Consider the following 20,126-nt stretch of genomic DNA (forward strand, 5'->3'; position numbering starts at 1 on the left):
CCGCCGGGGCGCCTCCCAGCCCGCCCCGGTCGGCGCGCGTCGCTCAGTCCGCGCCGCGGCGCCACAGCCGCGAGGGCCACCACACCGACCGGCCGACGTCGAGCACGAGTGCCGGGACCAGCAGGGTGCGCACCACGAAGGTGTCCAGCAGCACTCCGAGCGCGACGATGAACGCGATCTGGGCGAGGAACAGGATCGGGATCACCCCGAGCGCCGCGAAGGTGGCCGCGAGCACGAGCCCTGCCGAGGTGATCACCCCGCCGGTCACGGCCAGGCCCCGGGTCACTCCCTCGGCGGTGCCGTGGCGCAGCGTCTCCTCCCGCACCCGTGTCATGAGGAAGATGTTGTAGTCGATCCCGAGCGCGACCAGGAACACGAAGCCGTACAGCGGCACCGCGGGATCCGCGCCGGGGAAGTCGAGCACGTGGTCGAAGACGAGCGCGGAGATCCCGAGCGCCGATCCGAAGGAGAGCACGGTCGTCGCGATCAGCAGCACAGGGGCGAGCACGGCGCGCAGCAGCGCCATGAGGATCGCGAGGATCACCGCCAGCACCACCGGGATGATGAGGTTCCGGTCGTGCACGGAGGCGTCGTTGGTGTCGATCGCGGTCGCGGTGACCCCGCCGACGAGCGCCTGGGAACCGTCCGCGGCGAGCTCCGCCCGCAGCGAGCGCACCGTCCGCTCGGCGGCCGCGGAGTCCGGGGCGTCGGCGAGCGTGCCCTGGAGCAGCACCTGGCCGTCGACCACGGTCGGCTCGGGGGCGGGGGTCCCGGGCGGGCCGGCGGCCTGGACGCCGTCCTCCGTGACGGCTGCGGAGCCGCTGGGGGCGTCCTCGGCGCTGACGGTGACCGCGTCGATGTCGTCGTCGGCCAGGAGCACCGCCGCCGCGGCGTCGAGGTCGTCCTGGTCGGTGATCACCTGCACGGGCGAGCCGGCGCCCGCAGGGAAGTGCTCGCCGAGGGCGACCTGTCCGTCGCGGGCGGAGGACTCGCCGAGCACGAGATCGGACTGCGCGACGCCGGAGGCCTCCAGCTGGGGAAGGCCCAGGCATGCCGCGCCGAGCACGAGGGCGGTGAGGATCCACAGCGGGCGCGGACGGCGACGCACTGCGGCCGCGACCCGACCCCATGCCCCGTGGGCGGCCAGGACCGTGTCCTCGTCGGCCTCGCTCTGCGGTGCGGTGCCCGCCTCGTCGTGCGGCAGGGGGCGGCGCGGCCAGAACGCGACGCGCCCGCACAGCAGCAGCGCCGCGGGCAGCAGCGTCAGCGCCGCGAGCATCGCGCTGAGGATCCCGAGCGCTGCGACGGGGCCCAGTGCACTGTTGGAGCGCAGGTCCGACAGCAGCAGGCACAGCAGTCCCGCGATCACGGTCCCGCCCGAGGCGAGGACCGGCTCGATCGTGCCGCGCAGCGCCGCGCGGGTCGCCTCGGCGCGATCTCGATGGGAGCGCAGCTCGTCGCGATATCGCGCGACGTACAGCAGCGAGTAGTCGGTCGCCGCGCCGATCACGAGGATGAACAGGATGCCCTGCGTCTGCCCCGACAGCAGCAGCACCCCGGCGTCCGCCAGGTGCCAGATCGCCAGCAGCGCCACGCACAGGGCCGACATCGCCGTCGCGAGCACGATCAGCGGCAGGAGCGGGGAGCGGTGGACGAGCACGAGGATGACGAACACCGCCGAGAGAGCGACCCCGAGCAGCAGGCCGTCGATCCCTGCGAAGGCCTCGCCGAGATCTGCGGAGAACCCCGCGGGCCCGGTGACGTGCGCGTCGAGGGAGTCGGGGAGGTCCGCGTCCAGGGTGTCGGCGACGTCGGCGGTGACCGCGCCGAGATCCGCGTCCGGGTCCAGGGGCACGAAGGCCTGGACGGCCAGGCCGTCCTCCGAGGGCAGGGCGGGGGAGATCTCCGAGCCCACCCCCTCCAGGGAGGAGAGGTCCTCGAGGGCGTCGGTGATCTGCGCCGTGGTGTCCTCGTCGATCTGCTCGGGCGAGGTGATCACGATGATCGCGGGGATCGCGTCCGAGCCCGTGAACTCCGGCGCCAGGTGGGAGACCTCGGTCGCCTCCGCGGAATCGGGAAGATAGGCGGCCGCGTCGTTGGAGGAGACCTCGTCGACCCGTCCGAAGTAGGGCCCGCCCACGGCAGCGCCGAGGAGCCAGACGAGGATCAGCAGCGGCGGCAGCACGAGGCGCAGCAGGCGAGGGAGCCGACGTCGGCGACGATGGGTGTGCCCGTCGGGGCGGGCGTCGTGCGTGCTGGATTCCATGGACCCTCCGTCCGAGCTCGACGCTAGCACTGTCTCACAGATCGTTAGAGCGGCGATGTATGTTCGGGGTGAGTCGACAGCGGAAGGCAGACCCATGCGGATCGAGACCCGGCACGAGCTCGCCGCCTCGCCGGAGAGGGTACGGCAGTGGATGGAGCGTCCCGGAGCCCTCGTCCGGCTCACCCCGCCCGGCCTCGGCGGCCCCGAGAATCCGGACGACGGCGGGGTCCGGGCCGGTCGGCTCGTCCCCGTCCGCCTCGGCCCTGCCGTGCTGCCCGCTGCGCTGCGTCCTCGATGGCTGCTCCGTCACGCCGAGGAGCCCTGTCCCGGTCTCGGCGAGGGGGAGCTGCGCTTCGTCGACCGGCAGGTCCGCGGGCCCTGGCGCACCTGGCGCCACGAGCACGCCGTGGAAGCGGCGGAGGCCGGCACGACGATGGCGGATCGGCTCGAGATCGAGCTGCCCCGTGGCCTCTCCGCCCTCGAGACTCTGGTCGAGCGCTCCGTGCGCGAGCTGCTCGCCTTCCGGGCACGTCAGCTGCGGGACGACCTCGCCTTCCACGCTCGCTGGGACGGCACCCCGCGGCGCACGATCGCGATCGCCGGCGCCTCCGGGCTCATCGGCACCCAGCTCGCCGCCCTCCTCACCACCGGCGGTCACACCGTGCTGCGCATGGTCCGGGGCCGGGCGGCCGGCCCCGGGGAGATCGCGTGGGACCCCTCAGGAGGCCGGCTCGACCCCGCCGATCTCGAGGACGTGGATGCGGTCGTCAACCTCGGCGGCCGCTCGATCGCGACCCGCTGGACCGCCTCCGCGCGCCGGGAGATCCGCGATTCACGCCTCGCCGGGACGGATCTTCTGGCCCGGACCCTCGCCGGCATGGACGACGGACCCTCCGCCCTGGTCCAGGCCTCCGCGATCGGCATCTACGGACCCCGGCGGCCGGGCGAGCGGCTCGAGGAGACCTCGACTCCGGGGACGGGCTTCCTCGCGGAGGTGGTGCGGGACTGGGAGGCCGCGACCGAGCCCGCCCGCTCCGCAGGTCTGCGCGTCGCGCTGCTGCGCACCGGCATCGTGCTCTCCGACGGCGGGGGATCCCTGCTGCCCCAGCTCCCGCTCTTCCTCGCCGGCGTCGGCGGGCGACTCACCGTCCGCGATGCCCGGCTCTCCTGGATCACGCTCGACGACATGGTGCGAGCCCATGCCCATGCGGCGCTCTCGAGCACGGCGGAGGGGCCCCTGAACGCGGTCGCCGCCGGCACCGTCACCGCTGGGGAGTTCGCTCGTGCTCTCGGCACGGTGCTGCGCCGGCCCGCCCTGCTGCCCGTCCCGGCCGCCGGGCCGCAGCTCGCGCTCGGACGCGACGCGGCAGACGAGCTGATCCGCACCGACCAGGACGTGTGCGGGGACCGGCTCGCTGCGAGCGGGCACGAGCTCGCCCACCCCGAGCTCGAGGGAGCGCTGCGTCATCTGCTGCGCCGCAGCGCGGAACGGGTCTGAGGAGGTTCTCCTCGCTCCGGTGCACATATGAGCAGTGCGCCGGCACGTCCGAGCGAACTGGTTAGGGTGGACGCGGAACAGATCAGCCCCACGCCGTTCCGCGGCGCCGCCGGCAGGAGCACCGCCGCTCCGGAAGGACCCTCCATGACACTGCGCGCCCCGGAGCGCCCGGCCCGTCGGGCACGGCGCCGTCGCGGCTACGCGCTGTTCGCCCTGTTCGCCTTCCCGAATCTGGCCCTGATCGCGGTCTTCGCCTACTGGCCGATCCTCGCGAACCTCTACCTGAGCCTGACGAGCTGGGACTTCATCTCTCCCGAACCGCTGTACGTGGGGCTGACGAACTACACCTCGATGCTGGCCTCGCCCTCCTTCCACAAGGTGCTGTGGGTGTCCGTGGTGTGGGTGGTGGTCGTCGTGGGCATCAGCCTCGTGCTCGGGGTGCTGCTGGCCCTGCTGTTCTCCCGGAAGCTGCCCGGCACCTCCGCCGTCACCGGCATCGTGTTCACCCCCCACGTGGTCTCCGGCGCGGCGATCGCCGTGGTGTGGCTGTTCATCTTCGACCCGAACTACGGCCTCGCGCGCGTGGTCTTCGAGGCCTTCGGCGCCGACTCCCCGGACTGGACCACCGACGCCGACTGGGCCCTGCCCGCGCTGCTGATCGTCTCGATCTGGAAGGGCGTCGGCTTCGTCTCGATCGTCTACCTCGCCGGGATCCAGGGGCTGCCCACCGATGTGCTCGAGGCGGCGCGGCTGGACGGTGCGGGACCGGTGCAGACCTTCCTGCGGGTCATGCTCCCGCTCCTCTCGCCCACCACGTTCTTCCTGGTGATCACGCAGACCATCGGCGCCTTCCAGGCCTTCGACATCATCGCGGTGATGACCAGCGGAGGCCCCGCGTCGGCCACCACCACGCTGAGCTGGTTCATCTACGAGCAGGCCTTCCTGCGCTCGAACGTCGGCCTCTCCGCGGCTGCGGGCACGGTGATGTTCGTGCTGCTGATGCTCATCACCGCGCTGCAGTTCCGGTTCGTGGAGAAGAGGGTGCACTACTGATGACGAACCCCACGACCACCCGGCCCGCGGACCCTCGCGGCCCGCTCGCCGACGATGCCCGGCGGGCGACGCCCTCCCGCCGCTGGGCACGCCGCTCCCACGCCCCCAAGCGCTCCTGGTGGGGACACCTGCTGCTGATCGCCGTGGGGCTGGTCTTCCTGATCCCGCTGTACATGCTGCTGACCACCTCGTTCAAGACGAACGGCGAGATCTACACCTGGCCGATGACGTGGCTGCCCTCCGAGCTCACGTTCGACAACGTGCGCGAGGCCTGGCGGATCGCCCCGTTCGGGGACTTCCTGAAGAACTCGCTGATCGTCACCGTGGTCGGCGCGACCCTCAAGGTGCTGCTGGCGATCTTCGCGGCCTACGCCTTCGCCTTCCTGCCCTTCCCGGGCAAGAGATGGCTGTTCGTGATCATGCTCGGCGCGCTCATGGTCCCCGGCCACGTGACGCTGCTGGTCAACTACATCACGATGGGCAACCTCGGCCTGATCAACACCTATGCGGGCCTGATCCTGCCCGGCGTCGCCTCCGCCTTCGGCACCTTCCTGCTGCGCCAGCACTTCATGTCCCTGCCCGCCGAGGTCTTCGAGGCGGCCGAGGTCGACGGCTGCGGACACCTGCGCCGCCTGCTCTCCTTCACCCTGCCGATGTCGATCCCGGCGGTCGCCACAGTCGCGCTGGTCGCGGTGATCGATGAGTGGAACAACTTCGTGTGGCCGCTGATCATCACCAACTCCGTCAACATGCGCACCCTGCCGATCGGCCTGATGTACCTCAAGTCCAACGACGGTCTCACCAACTGGGGCGTGCTGATGTCCGGCACTCTCATCGTCGTGCTGCCGATGCTGCTCGTCTTCCTGTGCGCGCAGCGCTACATCGTCTCCGGCCTCACCGGCGCGGCCGCCGGCAGCGGACGGTGAGCGCCGTGCATCGACTCTCGAGGAGAACCATGGCCGACGATCGTGCCCGCACCTCTCGTGCGCGTCCCGCCGCAGCCTCCCCGTCGCGCAGGCAGCTGCTCGGCGCAGGGCTGCTCGCAGCCGGCACGCCGCTGCTCGGCGGATGCTTCGGGCTCGGCGAGACCGAGGGCCTGGTGCTCGAGCAGCCCGGCGGTCATGTGCCCGCCGAGTTCGAGGACCGACAGCGGGTCGTGATCTGGAGCGCCTACACCGCGCACAACGCCGAGGTGATCGCCGCCAACATCGACGCCTTCCACGCCGCGCAGGACGAGATCTATGCCGAGGTGCAGATCTTCGACAGCTACGACGGCGTGGAGTCCAAGCTCTCCGCGAGCCTGCAGGCCAGGCAGGTGCCGGACATCGTCGTGCTCAGCGACGTGGTGTGGAACCGGTTCTACCTCGCCGAGGCCCTCGAGCCGCTGACGGGTTATTTCGACACCTCCTTCGACACCGACGCCTTCGACGAGCGGTTCCTCGACGAGGGCACCGTCAAGGACGACATCTGGTGGGTCCCCTTCGGCCGCTCGACGCCGCTGTTCTACTACAACCGCGAGATCTTCGAGGCCGTGGGGCTGCCGGACCGGGCCCCGGAGACCTATACCGAGTGGTCCGAGTGGGCGAAGGAGGTCGACGGCCTCGAGTTCGACGGCAACCGGGTGCGGATGCGGGCATACATCGGCGGGGACGACTGGTACTTCTCCGGGGCGATCCGGGCCTTCGGCGGCGCCTACTCAGATGGACTGGACATGACGCTGACCACCGAGGAGTCGATCGCCGCCCTCGAGTACGACCGCAAGTTCATCCACGACGACGGCTACGGCTATCTCGCCGCGGACGCCACGGGCGACTTCACCTCCGGCGCCTGCGCCACCGTGCTGCAGTCCACCGGCACCCTCTCGGGGATCAAGGAGGCCGCGACCTTCGACTTCGGCTGCGGCTTCCTGCCGCAGGAGGTCACCACCGGTGTGCCCACGGGCGGCGGCGGGCTGTCGATCATGCGCTACGCCTCCGCCGAGCGGAAACAGGCCGCCTGGGAGGTCATCAAGTTCCTCTCCAGCGGGCAGGCATCGGTGGACTGGACGCTCGGCAGCGGGTACGTGCCCTGCACGAAGGACGCCGTCGAGTCGGAGGAGATCGCGCAGCGCTCCGCGGAGGATCCCCGCTACCAGGTCGCCATCGACCAGCTGGCGATCGCGCAGGGGCCCGACATCGCCCGACGCTTCGTCCCCGAGATGATCGTCGAGGCCAAGAACGCCATCCAGTCCGTCTACTCGGCCGGAGAGGACGCCGAGAAGGTGCTGACCCGGATGGAGAAGGAGCTGGAGCCGGCCGTGGACCGGGTCCGGGAGAAGTACGAGCAACGAGTGGGAGAGTGACGCGCAGTGAACGGGACGACAGGGACGCCGCTGATCGTGGGGCATCGGGGAGCGATGGCCCACGCGCCCGAGAACAGCCTCGAGGGCTACGCGCTGGCCGAGAGGATCGGGGTCGACGAGATCGAGCTCGACGTGCGCCTGAGCGCCGACGAGCAGCTGTTCCTGCTGCACGATGCGACGCTGGACCGCACCGCCGGGGATGACTCGGCGCGCTCCCGCGGACCCGCCGGGGAGCTGACGCTCGCCCAGCTGCAGCAGGTCGTGCTCGACTCCGGCCGTGGCGTCGTGACGCTCCAGGAGATGTACGAGGCGACCAGCACCTTCATCCAGCTCGAGATCAAGGCCCCGGAGACGGTGCCGTACCTTGCCGCGTACTTTGCCGAGCACCCCGAGCACGCCGCGCGCACGATGCTCACGAGCTTCAAGGAGGACGCGCTGCATGAGGCCGCCGAGAAGATCCCCGGTGTGCCCCGTGGCGTGATCCGCAAGGACATGGCCCGCGCCGAGACGTTCGAGGGCGGCTGGCAGGGGCTCGTCGAGCACACCTCGGCCCAGCGGCTGTGCCTGGGCCTGTCCGGTCTCACCGAGGAGCACGTGCGGGCGATCAGGGGACGCGGGCTCGAGCTGCACCTCTGGCCCGTGCGGACGCTCGAGGACATGCGCGAGGCGATGCGCCACGGCGCCGACGGCATCACGGCCGACGACCCTGCCGAGGCGATCAGGTGGCGGCGAGAGGTGCGGGAGGGCGATGGCTGAGCGAGGCCGCGCCCTGCGGTCCGGGGCACAGCTGCCCCTGGACCAGCAGATCCTGCACGTCCACGTCGCCATGCAGAACCTCGCCCACGGCCGCCCGCTCAACGAGATCGCCGAGGAGATCGGCAGGTCCCGGTTCGCCACCGCCCGCATGGTCCGGCGCGCCCGCGAGCTGGGCCTCATCGAGGTGCGGCCGACGATGCCGGTGCCGATCGACGCGGACCTCTCCGCGCGCATCGCCCGGCAGTTCGGCCTCCGCTCCGCGCTCGTGGTCGCGACCCGCTCCACGGACGACGCGGAGGTGCGCGAGGCGCTCGCCTCGGTCACCGCGCGCTACCTCAGCGAGACGGTGGAGGAGGACGACGTGCTCGGCGTCGCGCCCGGCCGCACCCTCGCCCGCGCCTCCCGCGAGATCGACCAGCTGCCCAGCGCCGATGTGGTCCAGCTGACCGGCATCGGCTGGCCGCGGCTCGAGGAGGGCGCCGAGGTGGTCTCCGCCATCGGTCGTGCCGCCGGCGGCGCGACCTTCCCGCTGTACGTGCCGATCCTCATCGACCCCGAGGCCGCGCCGATCCTGCACCACCCCGCGATCACGGGGACGATGCGGAGGTTCCGCCACGTCCGGAAGGCGTTCCTCACCATCGGGGGCTGGCCGCGCTCCTCACTGCTCGCCCAGATCCTCGGCGAGAACGGGGAGCGCGCCGGCTTCGAGGAGCGAGGCGTCGTCGCGGAGATCGGCACCACGCTGCTGGACATCCAGGGGCGCACCGTCAGCGGGCTCGAAGGGCGCTTCATCGGCATCTCCGAGGAGGAGCTGCGCGCCGTGCCGCTGCGGGTCGCGATCGGAGGAGGGGAGTGGAAGCAGCAGGCGGTCCTCGCGACCCTGCGATCGGGACTGGTGAACGTGCTCATCACCGACGTCCGCACCGCGGAGCTGGCACTCGCGGCGGAGAGATGAGCGCCGGCGCTCTCCGGTGGCCCAGGCGGGGCTTGAACCCGCGACCGACGGATTACCGAGCCAGTCTCTACGAAGTTCCAGGGAGTGAGCCTGCGCAGGCGCTATGACCTGGGGTGTAGTCGTCAGGTGGCCTCACCTACCATCATGAAGGTTCATCGGTTTTCACGGTGCTTCCCACTAAAACTCATACTTAACTCGTACCTTGGTGTAGAGCGGCTCTACTACAGGTAACTCGCCGGGCACCGTCAGGACGAAGCGGTCGCCGGGCACTGCAGGGTGGCGGCGCGTCAGGTGTGATGCCTCGTGACCTCTCGTGAGTGTGCGGTCCTCACCAGGTGAAACGAGTACCTGCCGTTGCCATCGCGACATGTTCCGTGATCCCCCGCCCACTTACGTGAGCACAAGGGGTCGATACGCGGCTCCGTCTAACACGGGAGGCCGCCATGGCTCGGAAGGCGCAGGCACCGGACATCGTCAGGATGGACGAGCTGCTCACCGCACAGGAGGTCGGCGAGGCCCTCGGTCTGTCCACCGGGACCCTCGCGAACTGGCGCAGTCTCGACATGGGTCCCGGCTTCGTCAAGGTCGGAGGCCGAGTCCGCTATCGCGTCTCGAGCGTGAACGACTGGGTTGCGGAGCAGGAGCGGAAGGTGGCCGGCTGACGCGGGGCCGGCCGGCTCATGCTCGCGCCTAGATGTTGCGGGTCATGACGTTGTAGTCACGGAGCGGGGATGAAGGAACGGGTCCCTGACCGGCACGATGGGTGGTGCTGAAGCCGTCCATCTGCTGGAAGAGACCCGTTCCATGACTCACCGTAATTCCCCGCTGACCCCTGCCGGAAGACTCCGCCTGGTCAAACGTGTCGAAGATGATGGCCGACCCGTCGCCCACGTCGCTGCCGAAGCCGGCGTCGCCCGCTCGACTCTGACGAAGTGGGTCCACCGCTACCGCGCCGACGGTGCCGAAGCCTTGGAAGACCGCACCAGCGCCCCAGCACGGAGACCCTCGCGGCCACCGATCGAGGTCCTCGAACTCATCGACGCTTGGCGGCGAGAGCACAAATGGTCGGCCCGCCGCATCGCCCTCGAGCTCGCCTCCCACGGCCACCACTACTGCGTCCGGACCATCGGGCGCTGGCTGGAACGACTCGGGATCTCCCGCCGCCAGACCTCGATCTGTTGGATGACACAGGCGGCTGTCGCGGTACTGCTGTGGTGGGGCGTCGAAGCACGGTCTTGGAGCCCGGCTTCGCCATGGCGTCTCCACCGGTTGACCCACTTCGAAGCGCACGCGCGTGAGATGCCCATCTCGGCAGCTACGTGCGCGATCGGCCGGGTCAGGCACCGATTCACGAGCCGGCGTCGACCTTCAAGGCTCAACGGAGCATTAGCGTGCGTCACTTGGCAGCCTCCACATTCCGTACCCGCGGGGCGATCATGCGCAGCGTGGGCAGCATCACGAGGAGTGCGAGAGCAGTCAGCGCGGTCGCTGCCCACACGGGACCAAGGTTGCTCGAGCTCTCGAGCGCTACCGCTCCGAGCGCCGGACCAGCAGCGGCCCCGATGTTGAGAGCGGCAGTCGCGTAGGAACCACCCATGGTGGGCGCTTCCGATGCTGCGTAGAGCACTCGAGCGATCATGGTGCTTCCCACAGCGAATGCCAGCATTCCCAGCAGGAACACCAGGACGAGCAGCGGCACGGAGTGCCCAGCAAGCACCGCGAGCAACAGCCACCCAACTAACAGGAGCGGCGCGGCCACAACGAGGAGCGTTCGCGGGTGCTGGTCAGACAGTCGCCCGGCAATGCTGACTCCCATGAAGGACCCGATGCCGAACAACACCAGAGCCACCGGTACCCACACCTGGCCCAGACCCGCTGTCCCGGTCACGACCGGCGCGAGGAACGTAAACGCGGCGAAAGTCCCCGCCATTGACCAGCGCAGCGAGCAGCATCGCCGTGAAAAGGCGGGGCACGCGGAGCTGCGCCAACTCGAAGGCGAGAGACAGGCCATCGTTGGCTTCGTCCTGCGTGTCTCTCGGCTGTGGACGGATCCCGGTGAGGATGCCGATTGCAGCAGGAACGCACAGGAAGGCTACCGCCCAGAACGTGGCCCGCCATCCCAGCGCCGTGCCAAGTAGAGCCCCCGCGGGAACACCGGCGACCATGGCGATCGTGGTGCCCGAGAGGAGGATGGCAAGAGCGCGGCCCTTCCGGCTGGGGGCCACGAGGCGGGTCGCGGTGCTGAGTGCAACGGCCAGGAACCCGGCGTTAGCAACCGCAGCAACCACACGAGTTGCGAACAGCACGGAGAAGGTCTCGGCAGTGGCGGCGACGACGTGACAGGCAGCGAAGATGACCACGCACCCGAGCAAGGTGGTCCGGGCGGGCCACCGACGGGTGAGAGCTGCCATGGCGGGCGCACCGAGAATCATCCCGACCGCAAAGGCAGAGGTGAGTAACCCAGCTGTGCCGACAGAGACACCGACACTGGCGGCGATGTCTGGCACGAGGCCAGCAAGCATGAACTCAGATGTGCCCATGGCAAAGACAGCCAGGGCAAGCAGGTAGAGGGCGAAGGGCATGGAGGGCTCCGAGGAACGAGAACGAAAAGAGGGAAACGTCTCGTCACCACGGCCAGCGCCCAGGGAGCTGCCCAAGAGCCCGCTCAGCGCACAGGCGCAGGCGGCGGGTTAAGGACTCAGGAGGTCTGGGGGGCTGACGGTGTGACCGAAAGCCCCCTGAGTGTCTGATTCAGGGCACGCCATGCTCCTCACCCTACCGACGCTCCCTCAACACTGCACATCCTTTGCGCGCGCCGCGGCATCGTCATCAACGTCCTGCCCCGCAACAACTAGTAGCCGACCCCAGGGTCTGCGTCGGTCGAGCGGGCCCTGTGGCGATGGCGCACCCGTCCGCGAAGCCGCTCGCTCGAAGTCACGACCCGGCAGGATCAGGGAGCACCGGACGCATGAACGTGCGCTCATAACGGAGCACGCAGCCGCTGTCGTCTCTGATTCTATCGGCAGCGATGAAGTCGGGGTCGACGCCGAATCGTGCACGGTACGCCTCATAGGTTGCGAACGAGTCGAACGAGAACAGTGCCATCGCTCGATCGCTGGCGCCCTCGCTTGGCAGGAAGTATCCGTGATGCATTCCGTCATGCTTGTTGACCAGTGCCATCCACGCGCGTCCGAACCGCTCGAACTCGGCGGCCTTCGCGGGGTCGATCGTGTATTCCACGACGCAAGTGATCATGACGCCACACTAGAACACGTGCGCCCGGTGGGATGGGACTGCCGAGGCTCCCAGTGGTCTCGCTGACCACACGTATGGCATCCCGAATGGGTATACCCCACGGCGCAGATCTGTCACGGAACTGCCGTTTTGGACCCTGTGTGACGGGGGAGCCTACGGCGGCGTAGCTGTCACGCAGGGTGGCCCTTAACGGGACAGGACTGTCCAGTTGAGGTCGCTTACCGCGGGTGCGCTACGTTGTCGCCCGGCCGCGCTTGGTGGCGTAGTAGCTGAGCGCATCGTCGAGGTCAGACTCGCTTAACGCCGGCCACGGGTGCTGCACGACGTAGAGCTCGGCGCTCTTGGTCTGCCAGGGGAAGAAGCCCGAGGTGCGACTGTCCCCGCCGGTGCGGATGATCAGGTCGATGTCCTTCACTGGGCCACCGGCAAGCTGCTCCGAGACCGCTTCCACGGTGAGGTCGTCGAGCTCCCCGGTCGCGAGGTGGAGGATGGCGCGCTGAACGGCAGAGACGATGTCTGCGTGAGCGTCGTAGCCGATAGCGAGCGTGAGATGCCGGGGCCGATCGGACGTTTCCTGGATCGCGCGCTCGAGCGCTGCTCGGGCCGAGGCAGGAAGCAGGTCCAGATCGCCACTGACGTGGAGCTGCCAACTCTGAGCCGCCTTCACCCGGTGCGGGATGATCTCCTCGATCAGCCTGAAGAGGTAGCGGACCTCTTGGGAGTCACGCTTGCGGATGTTGTCGGCGGACAAGACGTAGGCGCTGGCATGGTCGATGCTCCGTGCGCTGAGCCAGGCCATGAAATTGGAGAGGTGCTCCGCCCCAGCCTTGTGGCCGAAGCCCACGTCAACATGCCGTTGAGCCTTCGCCCAGCGTCGATTGCCGTCCATGATCACCCCGATGTGGCGTGGCCGCGGGACGGCCAGAGATGCAGGCCGGCTCGACGCGTCGCGGAGTTCCATGACCTCACCGTAGGACGCACAGCACGCCGGCGACCGGTGTCCGCAACAGTATCGACAGGATCTCCATCAACGGACGCTTCCAGCATCCCGTCGACGGGGCACCCATCCCGTACGGGTGTCTCACTGGCGCAGCTGTCACTCACGGCCAAGGCGTCGGGCGCGGCCTGCTCCCTACCGCCCCACACCCCATCTGCGGTGGCTGAGACGGCTAGCGAGGGGCGGACGCGGCTACCGATTGACTTTCGATAGATAGCGATTGATACTCAACGCATGACTCGTGGCCTCGCTCGAACCCTTCAAGTCGTTGCCGTCCTCTCGGGCCTCGGCCTCCTCTTCGCCCAAGTCGTGGTCGTGCCGGTGGTCTCCGGGTGGATGGCAGACGCGTACCCGGAGTTCGCTTGGGCACGCTGGCAGCTGGCCATCTCGCTGATCGCCTTCCTGGCCTGCATCCAAGCCACACTGCTGGCCACATGGGAGCTGCTGGGCCGCGTTGCTCGTGACGAGATTTTCGACGCTGAGGCACGGCGGTGGGTCGATGTCATCCTCGGCGCCCTCGGTGCCGGATGGTGCATCGCTCTGGTCACCAGCGCATGGCAGACGATCCAGGGTGTTTCTGCTCCGTGGATCGTCCTGACCGAGTTGCTCAGTCTGATGGTCGGTCTCGCTGTCGTCCTGCTGATCGTCGTCCTCAGAGGCCTACTCGTCCGAGCGACCGCGCTCAAGGTCGAGATGGATGCGGTTGTCTGAGCGATGGCCATCGTCAGTCGCATTGATGTGGAACTCGCTCGACAGAAGATGAGCGTCGGGGAGTTCGCCGATCGGGTGGGCATCACGCCGGCCAACATCGCAGTACTCAAGAACGGTCGCGCCAAGGCCGTCCGCCTGTCGACGCTGGATGCGATGTGCCGCGTGCTCCAATGCCAGCCGGGCGACCTGTTCGAGTGGATCGACGACGAAACTGAGGACGCAGATGCCGGCGATACCGGCATCAATGACTCCCGGTGACCAAGAGTCTGGGCGGCGAAGATCCGAGCGGGCCGAACGGCGCGTCCTGAATGGGTATACCCGAGTGAGCAGATCTGTGTCAGATTGGCGGTTTTGGACCCTGTGTGACGGGGGAACCTACGGCGGCGTAGCTGTCGCGCAGGGTGGCCATTAGTGGGACAGAATTGTCCAGTTAAGGTCGCTTGCGGCGGGTGCGCTACTTTGTCGCCCGGCCGCGCTTGGTGGCGTAGTAGCTGAGCGCATCGTCGAGGTCGGACTCGCTGAACGCCGGCCACGGGTGCTGCACGACGTAGAGCCCGGCGCTCTTGGTCTGCCAGGGGAAGAAGCCCGAGGTGCGACTGTCCCCGCCGGTGCGGATGATCAGGTCGATGTCCTTCACTGGGCCACCGGCAAGCTGCTCCGAGACCGCATCCACGGTGAGACCGTCGAGCTCCCCGGCTTTGAGCTGGAGAACGGCGCGCTGAACGGCAGAGACGATGTCTGCGTGAGCGTCGTAGCCGATAGCGAGCGTGAGATGCCGGGGGCGATCTGACGTCTCCTGGATCGCGCGCTCGAGCGCTGCTCGTGCCGGGGCAGGAAGCAGGTCCAGATCGCCACTGACGTGTAGCCGCCAACTCTGAGCTGCCTCCACCCGATGCGGGATGATCTCCTCGATCAGCGTGAAGAGGTAGCGGACCTCTTGGGAGTCACGCTTGCGGATGTTGTCGGCGGACAGGACGTAGGCGCTGGCGTGGTCGATGTTCCGGACGCTGAGCCAGGCCATGAAGTTGGAGAGGTGCTCTGCACCGGCCTTGTGGCCGAGGCTCGCGTCAAGGTGCCGTTGAGCCTTCGCCCAGCGTCGATTGCCGTCCATGATGATCCCGATGTGACGTGGCCTCGGGAGGGCGGAACGGTCGCGGCGATCCATGGCGTCACCGTAGGGCTCGACGCGCGCCCGCGACCGGAGTTCGCCGCGGTGTTGACAAGATCTACACGGACAAGCGCGACTCCGTCAGTGCAGCAGTTCGGCACCGAGCGCAGCCCAGGCCGTGGTGTTCGGTGGAAGGCTCCGGTGGGGGTGCCATTCCACGGCGTTGACTTCGTCGGGCTGGGCTACGCGCGGCTCTCCGAGCACGTCACCCTCGAACAGCAACCGCACGACGTGTTGCTGTGAACCGCCGCCGGCCTCGAAGAGTCCGCTGTGGACACCGAGCAGTGCGCCGATGGCCACCTCGCAGCCCGTCTCCTCCCGGACCTCGCGGACAGCAGCGTCGCGGGGGTGCTCTCCGAATTCCGCCCCGCCGCCTGGCAATGTCCACATCCCGTACGCCGGTCCCGGCGACACCTGGTGCGCCAGCAGGATCGCCCCATCCCGGCGAGACACGACGTAGGCGCAAACACGGACCGAGCTTCCCAGTTCATCCATGCCCCACAGTCTGAACCGCCGGAACGCAGAGCGGGCGGAGGCGTGTCGCCGCCGGGTGAAAACTGACCCCTATGCGACGGATGAATCTTGACCCCCTGCATCACTCTTGGAGGATGATCGCAGTGGAGGATTGGGCAGAGATCCGGCGTTTGCACCGGTCGGAGAAGGTTCCTATCAAGGAGATCGCCAGGCGTCTGGGCATCGCGCGAAACACGGTGCGTTCCGCGTTGGCGTCCGACGCACCGCCGGAGTATCAGCGGGCGCTCAAGGGCTCGATTGTGGATGCGGTCGAGCCTCAGATCCGAGCGCTGCTCGCTGAGTTCCCGAGGATGCCGGCAACGGTGATCGCGGAACGGATCGGGTGGGAGCGCTCACTGACGGTCCTCAAGGAGCGGGTCAGGGAGCTGCGGCCGCTGTTCCTCGAAGCGGACCCGGTCGACAAGCTCGTCCATCATCCCGGGCAGACCACGCAGTGTGATCTGTGGTTCCCCGAGCCACGGATCCCGGTCGGTGGCGGCCAGGTCGCGATGCTGCCGGTGCTGGTGATGACGCTGGCGTTCTCGAAAGTTATCGCAGCCCAGATGATCCCCTCCCGCACTGCCGGCGACATCCTGGCGGGCATGTGGTCGATCATCCACTCCCTCGGCGGGGTCACGAAGACTCTGTGGTGGGACCGGGAATCCGCGATCGGCGGCAGAGGACGCCCCTCCCCACCGGCAGCTGCGTTCGCGGGCACCCTGGGAACCCGGATCGTGCTCGCCCCACCACGGGACCCGGAGACCAAGGGCATGGTCGAGCGGACCAACGGATATCTGGAGACCTCGTTCCTCCCGGGCAGGGCATTCACCTCGCCCCAGGACTTCAACGCCCAGCTCGGCGACTGGCTGCTGCGCGCGAACCAGCGGATGGTGCGGTCCCTGGCCCCGGCCACCGGGTCAGGGGCCGGTGGCCGGCCGGTCGACGTGCTGGGCAGAGACCTTGCAGCGATGACGGTGCTGCCCCCGGTGGCACCGACGACCGGGACCCGGTCCCGGATCCGGTTGGGCAGGGAGTACTACGTGCGGTTCGAGACCTGCGACTACTCCGTCGACCCCCGCGTGATCGGCAGGTTCGTCGACATCATCGTCTCTCTCGAGCAGGTCCGGGTCACCTGCGAGGGCAGGGTCGTGGCGCTGCATGAGCGCTGCTGGGCGAAGCGGCAGGTGATCACCGACCCCGAGCACGTCGCGGCCGCTGCCGTGCTCCGTAGCGCCTATCAGAAGGCCACCAGCAGAGATCGAGGACCCCGGGCCCATGCGGACGGGCACCTCGTGCAGATGCGCGCCCTGCCGGACTACGACGACCTGTTCGGCATCGACTTCCACGCTCCCGACCACTCGACAAGGACCAGCTGATGACCACTACGACCATTCCCGAGAAGGACCCAGGCTCACAGATCACCTATCTGGCGAGGGTGTTGAAGACCCCGACGATCACCAGGGTGTTCGAGGACCTCGCCGAGACCGCTCGTGACCAGGCCTGGAGCCACGAGGAGTACCTCGCCGCGGTCCTGGCCCGGCAGGTCGCCGAGCGCGAGGAGTCCGGAGCTCGGATCCGGATCGGCGGCGCGCACTTCCCGCAACTGAAGACGCTGGAGGACTTCACGATGGACCACCAGCCCTCGCTCCGCCGGGACATCCTCGCGCACCTCGCGACCTGCACGTTCATCCCCAAGGCCGAGAACGTAGTGCTCCTGGGGCCACCCGGGGTGGGCAAGACCCACCTCGCGATCGGTCTGGGACTGAAGGCCGCGCACGCGGGCTATCCGGTCTTGTTCGACACCGCGACCGGATGGCTCGCCCGCCTCCAACAGGCCCACGCGACCGATGGCCTGGACAAGGAGCTGAAGAAGCTGCGGCGCTACAAGCTGTTGATCATCGACGAGATCGGCTACATCCCCTTCGACGCGACCGCAGCGAACCTGTTCTTCCAACTCATCGCCGCCCGTTACGAGCAGGGCTCGCTGCTGGTCACCTCGAACATGCCGTTCGGGAGATGGGGCGAGATCTTCGGCGACGACATCGTCGCAGCCGCCATGATCGACCGCCTCGTCCACCACGCCGAGGTCCTCACCCTCTCCGGCGACTCCTACCGCACCCGAGCCCGCCGCGAGCTCCTGAAGACGACCACAACCAACACGAAGTAGACAAACACCACCCCGACAGAGGGGTCAAAATTCAGCCGTCGATAAGGGGTCAATTTTCACCCGCCGTTGACAGAGGCGAGGCGTGCGAGCATTCCGCCCATCAGCCCCTGAGTCACGGAGGTTCGTGCATGAGTGCCCCCAACCGGCCCAGAGTGGTCTGCCTATGCGGTTCGCTGCGCTTCCAGAGCCTGTTCGAGTCGGAGCGGCGCCGTCTCACTACCCTCGGGATGATCGTGCTCGCGCCCGAAGCAAGCAATGGAGACCTGACCCCAGCCCGACGTGAAGCTCTGGGCGAGCTGCATCTACGTCGTATCGACCTGTCGGACGAGGTGCGAGTGGTGAGCGAAGGCGGATACCTCGGATCGGCAACACAGCGTGAAATCGCGTACGCGCGAGAGAGGGGCAAGGGCATCAGCTCAGTGGACCCAACTCTCCACCTCTGATGCCGTCAGCCTGCCTCCGTTTTGTCCCCGGCCGAGCTGCGCCATAAACGGTCGGTGATGGGTCAGGCCTCTCTGGCCTCCCATGCGGCGATGAGCACCCGATGATCCGCATCGGCCATCGGCTTTGCGTGGCCAGGTCTCGGATGCTCGGGCAGCTGATGGAGCGTCACCGGAACGTGCTCTAAGCCGAGGCGCAGAGCCACGGCGATTCTGTGGTTCCCGTCGACGGTTGCAAACGCCTGATTGAACCTGAGATCGAGCGGCACGAGGATGCCGCGCTGACCGATGTCAGATGTGAGGCGGTCGAGATGTGCGGGTGTGTCTACCAGTGCTGAACCGACGACCTCGCGGTCCACGGCTCGGTACCGAGCCACCAGGTCGGTGGGGAGCTGGACGGCGGCGCTTCGCATCGCGTGAGCGTACCCAGCGAGCCTGTGCCATAAACGGTCGTTTCCGGCACAGTCGGCCAAGGCGATGTGGAGCGGTGCCGTAAATGTAGGGCGGGTCGAGAACCGTTGCGGCACGGCTACGCTCCGGTCCTGAACTTCGGCACAACTAAGCCGGCTCAGGTCCAGGTGCTTGTTTGCTCGACGCGGAACCGGACGAAGTCGACGGGTGACTCCGGCTGGATCGCGGGGTAGTGGCCGCGAAGCCCGTTCTGTAGGTCCGCGGCGACCATGCCGCCCTCCTGCTCCGCATCCTCATCGGTGAGCTGATCAAGCCTCTTCGACTCGACGGATTCGATGACACCGCGGAGGCGCTTATATCCTTCATCAAACTCGAAGAGCAGCCACGCGGGACCCACCGCGCAGGGGTCATCGAATCGGGTGGTCGCCGTCTTGCTGCCGTCGAGCACCGCGTCGTAGTAGCGCGGGTTGAATCGAACGACCCGCTCGGGCGCCGCTTCCGGGGAGTTGTACGCGTGCGGCAACAGCTTCCGCACCGGCACCAGATCCGGCTCGCCGTCACCCGGGACGATCACCAAGCAGTCGGGATGCTGGTCAAGGAGTACTTGGCGGCATCGGCCGCACGGGGCGATCACCCCGCGACCGCGGTCGCCCACGGCCACCATCGTGACGAGCGGGCCCGCGGCGGCGGCCTGACCGAGCACGACGAGCTCGGCGCATGGGCCGCCGGTGAAGTGGAAGACGTTGACTCCGGCGTAGATGCGCCCCGCAGTGTCCATTGAGGCAGCTGCGACCGTGTGGTTCGAGTCGCCGGGAAGGAGGTCGAGCTGCCTGAGGGCCGCATCTAAAACTCGCTGCTGAGGTGGGTAAAGCATGGCCCGAGTATCGCACTGGCCTTCAACAGTATTTGCGGCACCGAGGTTCCGTAACGCTGGGATATACCCCACGGCGCAGATGTGTCACGGAAGTGCCGATTCGGACCCTGTGGGACGGGGGAGGCTACGGTGCCGTAGCTGTCTCGCAGGGTGATGCTTAACGCGACAGAAGTGTGCAGTTGAGGTTAGAGGAGCGTCCTAGCGCGGGGTGACGGGTCTTACGGTCGCACTGCCCTGAGCTCGCGCCGCCATCTGCCTGGCCAACCATCGCGGACCCACGATGCGTGCGGTTCGTGATGGTGAGAGCCGAGCCACTCGACCTCTTCGATGGCTTGCTCGTGGCGCGCAGTCGCACGCTCCGCGACCTCGAAGGGGTCTTCCCAGCCGTAGCCCTCCAGTAGGGCGGCGGCGCGGGCATCGGCCTCGCGCCGATCGGTGGCACTAAGTTCGGGTATCGGGCGGATCGGAACAGGCACGGTCCATAGGAGGGCGTACGCGATGTCGCTGGCGGGGTCAGCGGGTCGTGCCGCGTCCCAGTCGAATAGTCCTACGGCGCGACCATCCAGCCAGGCGAAGTTCCCGGGTTTTGGGTCACCGTGGCACACCGTGATCGACGACGTGTGCGGAACGGACCAGCAGGCTTCTGTTGGTGGTGAATCGCCCCGGGTCTGGTGGAGGCTCTGAATCCACGGGAGGATGAGGAGCATGGCAGCACCGAGGA

The 20,126-nt window shown here is 68.2% G+C and carries 20 protein-coding genes and 3 pseudogenes; 13 read left to right on the forward strand and 10 right to left on the reverse strand.

Features of this window, described 5'->3' with window-relative positions:
• Positions 1 to 43 precede the first annotated feature (43 nt).
• The gene (locus tag D1648_RS11215) at positions 44 to 2,266 is read right to left on the reverse strand and encodes an MMPL family transporter (RefSeq protein WP_122941759.1); all 2,223 of its coding nucleotides are present in this window, start codon (positions 2,264 to 2,266) and stop codon (positions 44 to 46) included.
• Positions 2,267 to 2,360: 94 nt separating this feature from the next.
• Between D1648_RS11215 and D1648_RS11220 the strand changes: the two genes are divergently transcribed.
• The 8 genes and pseudogenes from D1648_RS11220 to D1648_RS11255 form a co-directional block, all read left to right on the forward strand.
• Entirely contained in the window at positions 2,361 to 3,764 is a 1,404-nt protein-coding gene (locus tag D1648_RS11220; RefSeq protein WP_122941761.1) for a TIGR01777 family oxidoreductase, read from the forward strand.
• A 144-nt stretch (positions 3,765 to 3,908) separates the two neighbouring features.
• On the forward strand, positions 3,909 to 4,817 hold the full coding sequence (locus D1648_RS11225) for a carbohydrate ABC transporter permease (protein ID WP_122941763.1): 909 nt from the start codon (positions 3,909 to 3,911) through the stop codon (positions 4,815 to 4,817).
• Entirely contained in the window at positions 4,817 to 5,743 is a 927-nt protein-coding gene (locus D1648_RS11230; protein WP_122941765.1) for a carbohydrate ABC transporter permease, read from the forward strand. Before D1648_RS11225 ends, D1648_RS11230 begins: the two co-directional genes overlap by 1 nt.
• A gap of 29 nt (positions 5,744 to 5,772) precedes the next feature.
• Positions 5,773 to 7,158 carry an ABC transporter substrate-binding protein gene (locus D1648_RS11235; protein WP_122941767.1) on the forward strand — a complete coding sequence of 462 codons (1,386 nt, stop codon included), beginning with the start codon at positions 5,773 to 5,775 and terminating at the stop codon, positions 7,156 to 7,158.
• 54 nt (positions 7,159 to 7,212) lie between these two features.
• The gene (locus D1648_RS11240; protein ID WP_122941769.1) at positions 7,213 to 7,914 is read left to right on the forward strand and encodes a glycerophosphodiester phosphodiesterase family protein; all 702 of its coding nucleotides are present in this window, start codon (positions 7,213 to 7,215) and stop codon (positions 7,912 to 7,914) included.
• Complete coding sequence (locus tag D1648_RS11245) at positions 7,907 to 8,869, forward strand: sugar-binding transcriptional regulator (RefSeq protein ID WP_122941771.1); 963 nt, start codon at positions 7,907 to 7,909, stop codon at positions 8,867 to 8,869. The genes D1648_RS11240 and D1648_RS11245 overlap by 8 nt, the downstream gene beginning before the upstream one ends.
• A 443-nt stretch (positions 8,870 to 9,312) precedes the next feature.
• Complete coding sequence (locus tag D1648_RS11250; RefSeq protein WP_241155455.1) at positions 9,313 to 9,531, forward strand: AlpA family transcriptional regulator; 219 nt, start codon at positions 9,313 to 9,315, stop codon at positions 9,529 to 9,531.
• A 142-nt stretch (positions 9,532 to 9,673) separates the two neighbouring features.
• Positions 9,674 to 10,036, forward strand: a pseudogene (locus D1648_RS11255) (leucine zipper domain-containing protein); the annotation flags it as partial.
• Here the strand turns inward: D1648_RS11255 and D1648_RS11260 are convergent.
• The 4 genes and pseudogenes from D1648_RS11260 to uppS (D1648_RS11275) all read right to left on the reverse strand — a co-directional run.
• Positions 10,024 to 10,269, reverse strand: a pseudogene (locus D1648_RS11260) (leucine zipper domain-containing protein); the annotation flags it as partial. The pseudogenes D1648_RS11255 and D1648_RS11260 sit on opposite strands and share 13 nt — an antisense overlap.
• Positions 10,266 to 11,451: pseudogene (locus tag D1648_RS11265) on the reverse strand (Cmx/CmrA family chloramphenicol efflux MFS transporter). The pseudogenes D1648_RS11260 and D1648_RS11265, both read right to left, overlap by 4 nt.
• Before the next feature lie 352 nt (positions 11,452 to 11,803).
• Positions 11,804 to 12,109 (reverse strand): NIPSNAP family protein, encoded by a 306-nt coding sequence (locus D1648_RS11270; protein WP_241155456.1) that lies wholly within the window; start codon positions 12,107 to 12,109, stop codon positions 11,804 to 11,806.
• Between the two features lie 247 nt (positions 12,110 to 12,356).
• A complete protein-coding gene (uppS, locus tag D1648_RS11275) occupies positions 12,357 to 13,085 on the reverse strand; it encodes a polyprenyl diphosphate synthase (RefSeq protein WP_122941775.1) in 729 nt (242 codons plus the stop codon).
• Between the two features lie 270 nt (positions 13,086 to 13,355).
• Here uppS (D1648_RS11275) and D1648_RS11280 point away from each other — a divergent pair, with 270 nt between their 5' ends.
• Together D1648_RS11280 and D1648_RS11285 are read left to right on the forward strand one after the other, a co-directional pair.
• On the forward strand, positions 13,356 to 13,832 hold the full coding sequence (locus tag D1648_RS11280; protein ID WP_122941777.1) for a DUF2975 domain-containing protein: 477 nt from the start codon (positions 13,356 to 13,358) through the stop codon (positions 13,830 to 13,832).
• Positions 13,833 to 13,835: 3 nt separating this feature from the next.
• Positions 13,836 to 14,090: a helix-turn-helix transcriptional regulator gene (locus D1648_RS11285; protein WP_122941779.1), complete on the forward strand. Its 255-nt coding sequence runs from the start codon at positions 13,836 to 13,838 to the stop codon at positions 14,088 to 14,090.
• 196 nt (positions 14,091 to 14,286) lie between these two features.
• On the opposite strand, the gene uppS (D1648_RS11290) is transcribed toward D1648_RS11285, so the two are convergent.
• Entirely contained in the window at positions 14,287 to 14,997 is a 711-nt protein-coding gene (gene uppS / locus D1648_RS11290) for a polyprenyl diphosphate synthase (RefSeq protein WP_122941782.1), read from the reverse strand.
• Positions 14,998 to 15,081: 84 nt separating this feature from the next.
• Positions 15,082 to 15,495, reverse strand: a complete 414-nt coding sequence (locus tag D1648_RS11295) for an NUDIX hydrolase (protein WP_122941784.1) — start codon at positions 15,493 to 15,495, stop codon at positions 15,082 to 15,084.
• A gap of 113 nt (positions 15,496 to 15,608) precedes the next feature.
• Between D1648_RS11295 and istA the strand changes: the two genes are divergently transcribed.
• From istA to D1648_RS11310, 3 genes are all read left to right on the forward strand, one after another.
• Positions 15,609 to 16,889, forward strand: coding sequence for an IS21 family transposase (gene istA, locus D1648_RS11300; RefSeq protein ID WP_122941786.1), 1,281 nt, complete (start codon positions 15,609 to 15,611; stop codon positions 16,887 to 16,889).
• Positions 16,889 to 17,680, forward strand: coding sequence for an IS21-like element helper ATPase IstB (gene istB / locus D1648_RS11305; protein WP_122941788.1), 792 nt, complete (start codon positions 16,889 to 16,891; stop codon positions 17,678 to 17,680). Before istA ends, istB begins: the two co-directional genes overlap by 1 nt.
• Before the next feature lie 128 nt (positions 17,681 to 17,808).
• Positions 17,809 to 18,123, forward strand: coding sequence for a hypothetical protein (locus tag D1648_RS11310; protein WP_122941790.1), 315 nt, complete (start codon positions 17,809 to 17,811; stop codon positions 18,121 to 18,123).
• Positions 18,124 to 18,185: 62 nt separating this feature from the next.
• Here D1648_RS11310 and D1648_RS11315 read toward each other — a convergent pair whose 3' ends face one another.
• The 3 genes from D1648_RS11315 to D1648_RS18515 all read right to left on the reverse strand — a co-directional run bounded on the left by D1648_RS11315 (position 18,186) and on the right by D1648_RS18515 (position 20,112).
• Positions 18,186 to 18,533 (reverse strand): ParB N-terminal domain-containing protein, encoded by a 348-nt coding sequence (locus D1648_RS11315; RefSeq protein ID WP_126281990.1) that lies wholly within the window; start codon positions 18,531 to 18,533, stop codon positions 18,186 to 18,188.
• A 155-nt stretch (positions 18,534 to 18,688) separates the two neighbouring features.
• Positions 18,689 to 19,405 carry an ASCH domain-containing protein gene (locus D1648_RS11320; protein WP_122941804.1) on the reverse strand — a complete coding sequence of 239 codons (717 nt, stop codon included), beginning with the start codon at positions 19,403 to 19,405 and terminating at the stop codon, positions 18,689 to 18,691.
• Between the two features lie 218 nt (positions 19,406 to 19,623).
• Positions 19,624 to 20,112 carry a phosphotransferase gene (locus D1648_RS18515; RefSeq protein ID WP_122941806.1) on the reverse strand — a complete coding sequence of 163 codons (489 nt, stop codon included), beginning with the start codon at positions 20,110 to 20,112 and terminating at the stop codon, positions 19,624 to 19,626.
• Positions 20,113 to 20,126 lie beyond the last annotated feature (14 nt).

Origin of the sequence: Brachybacterium sp. EE-P12 (assembly GCF_003711805.1) — a bacterium.
Taxonomy (GTDB): Bacteria; Actinomycetota; Actinomycetes; order Actinomycetales; family Dermabacteraceae; genus Brachybacterium.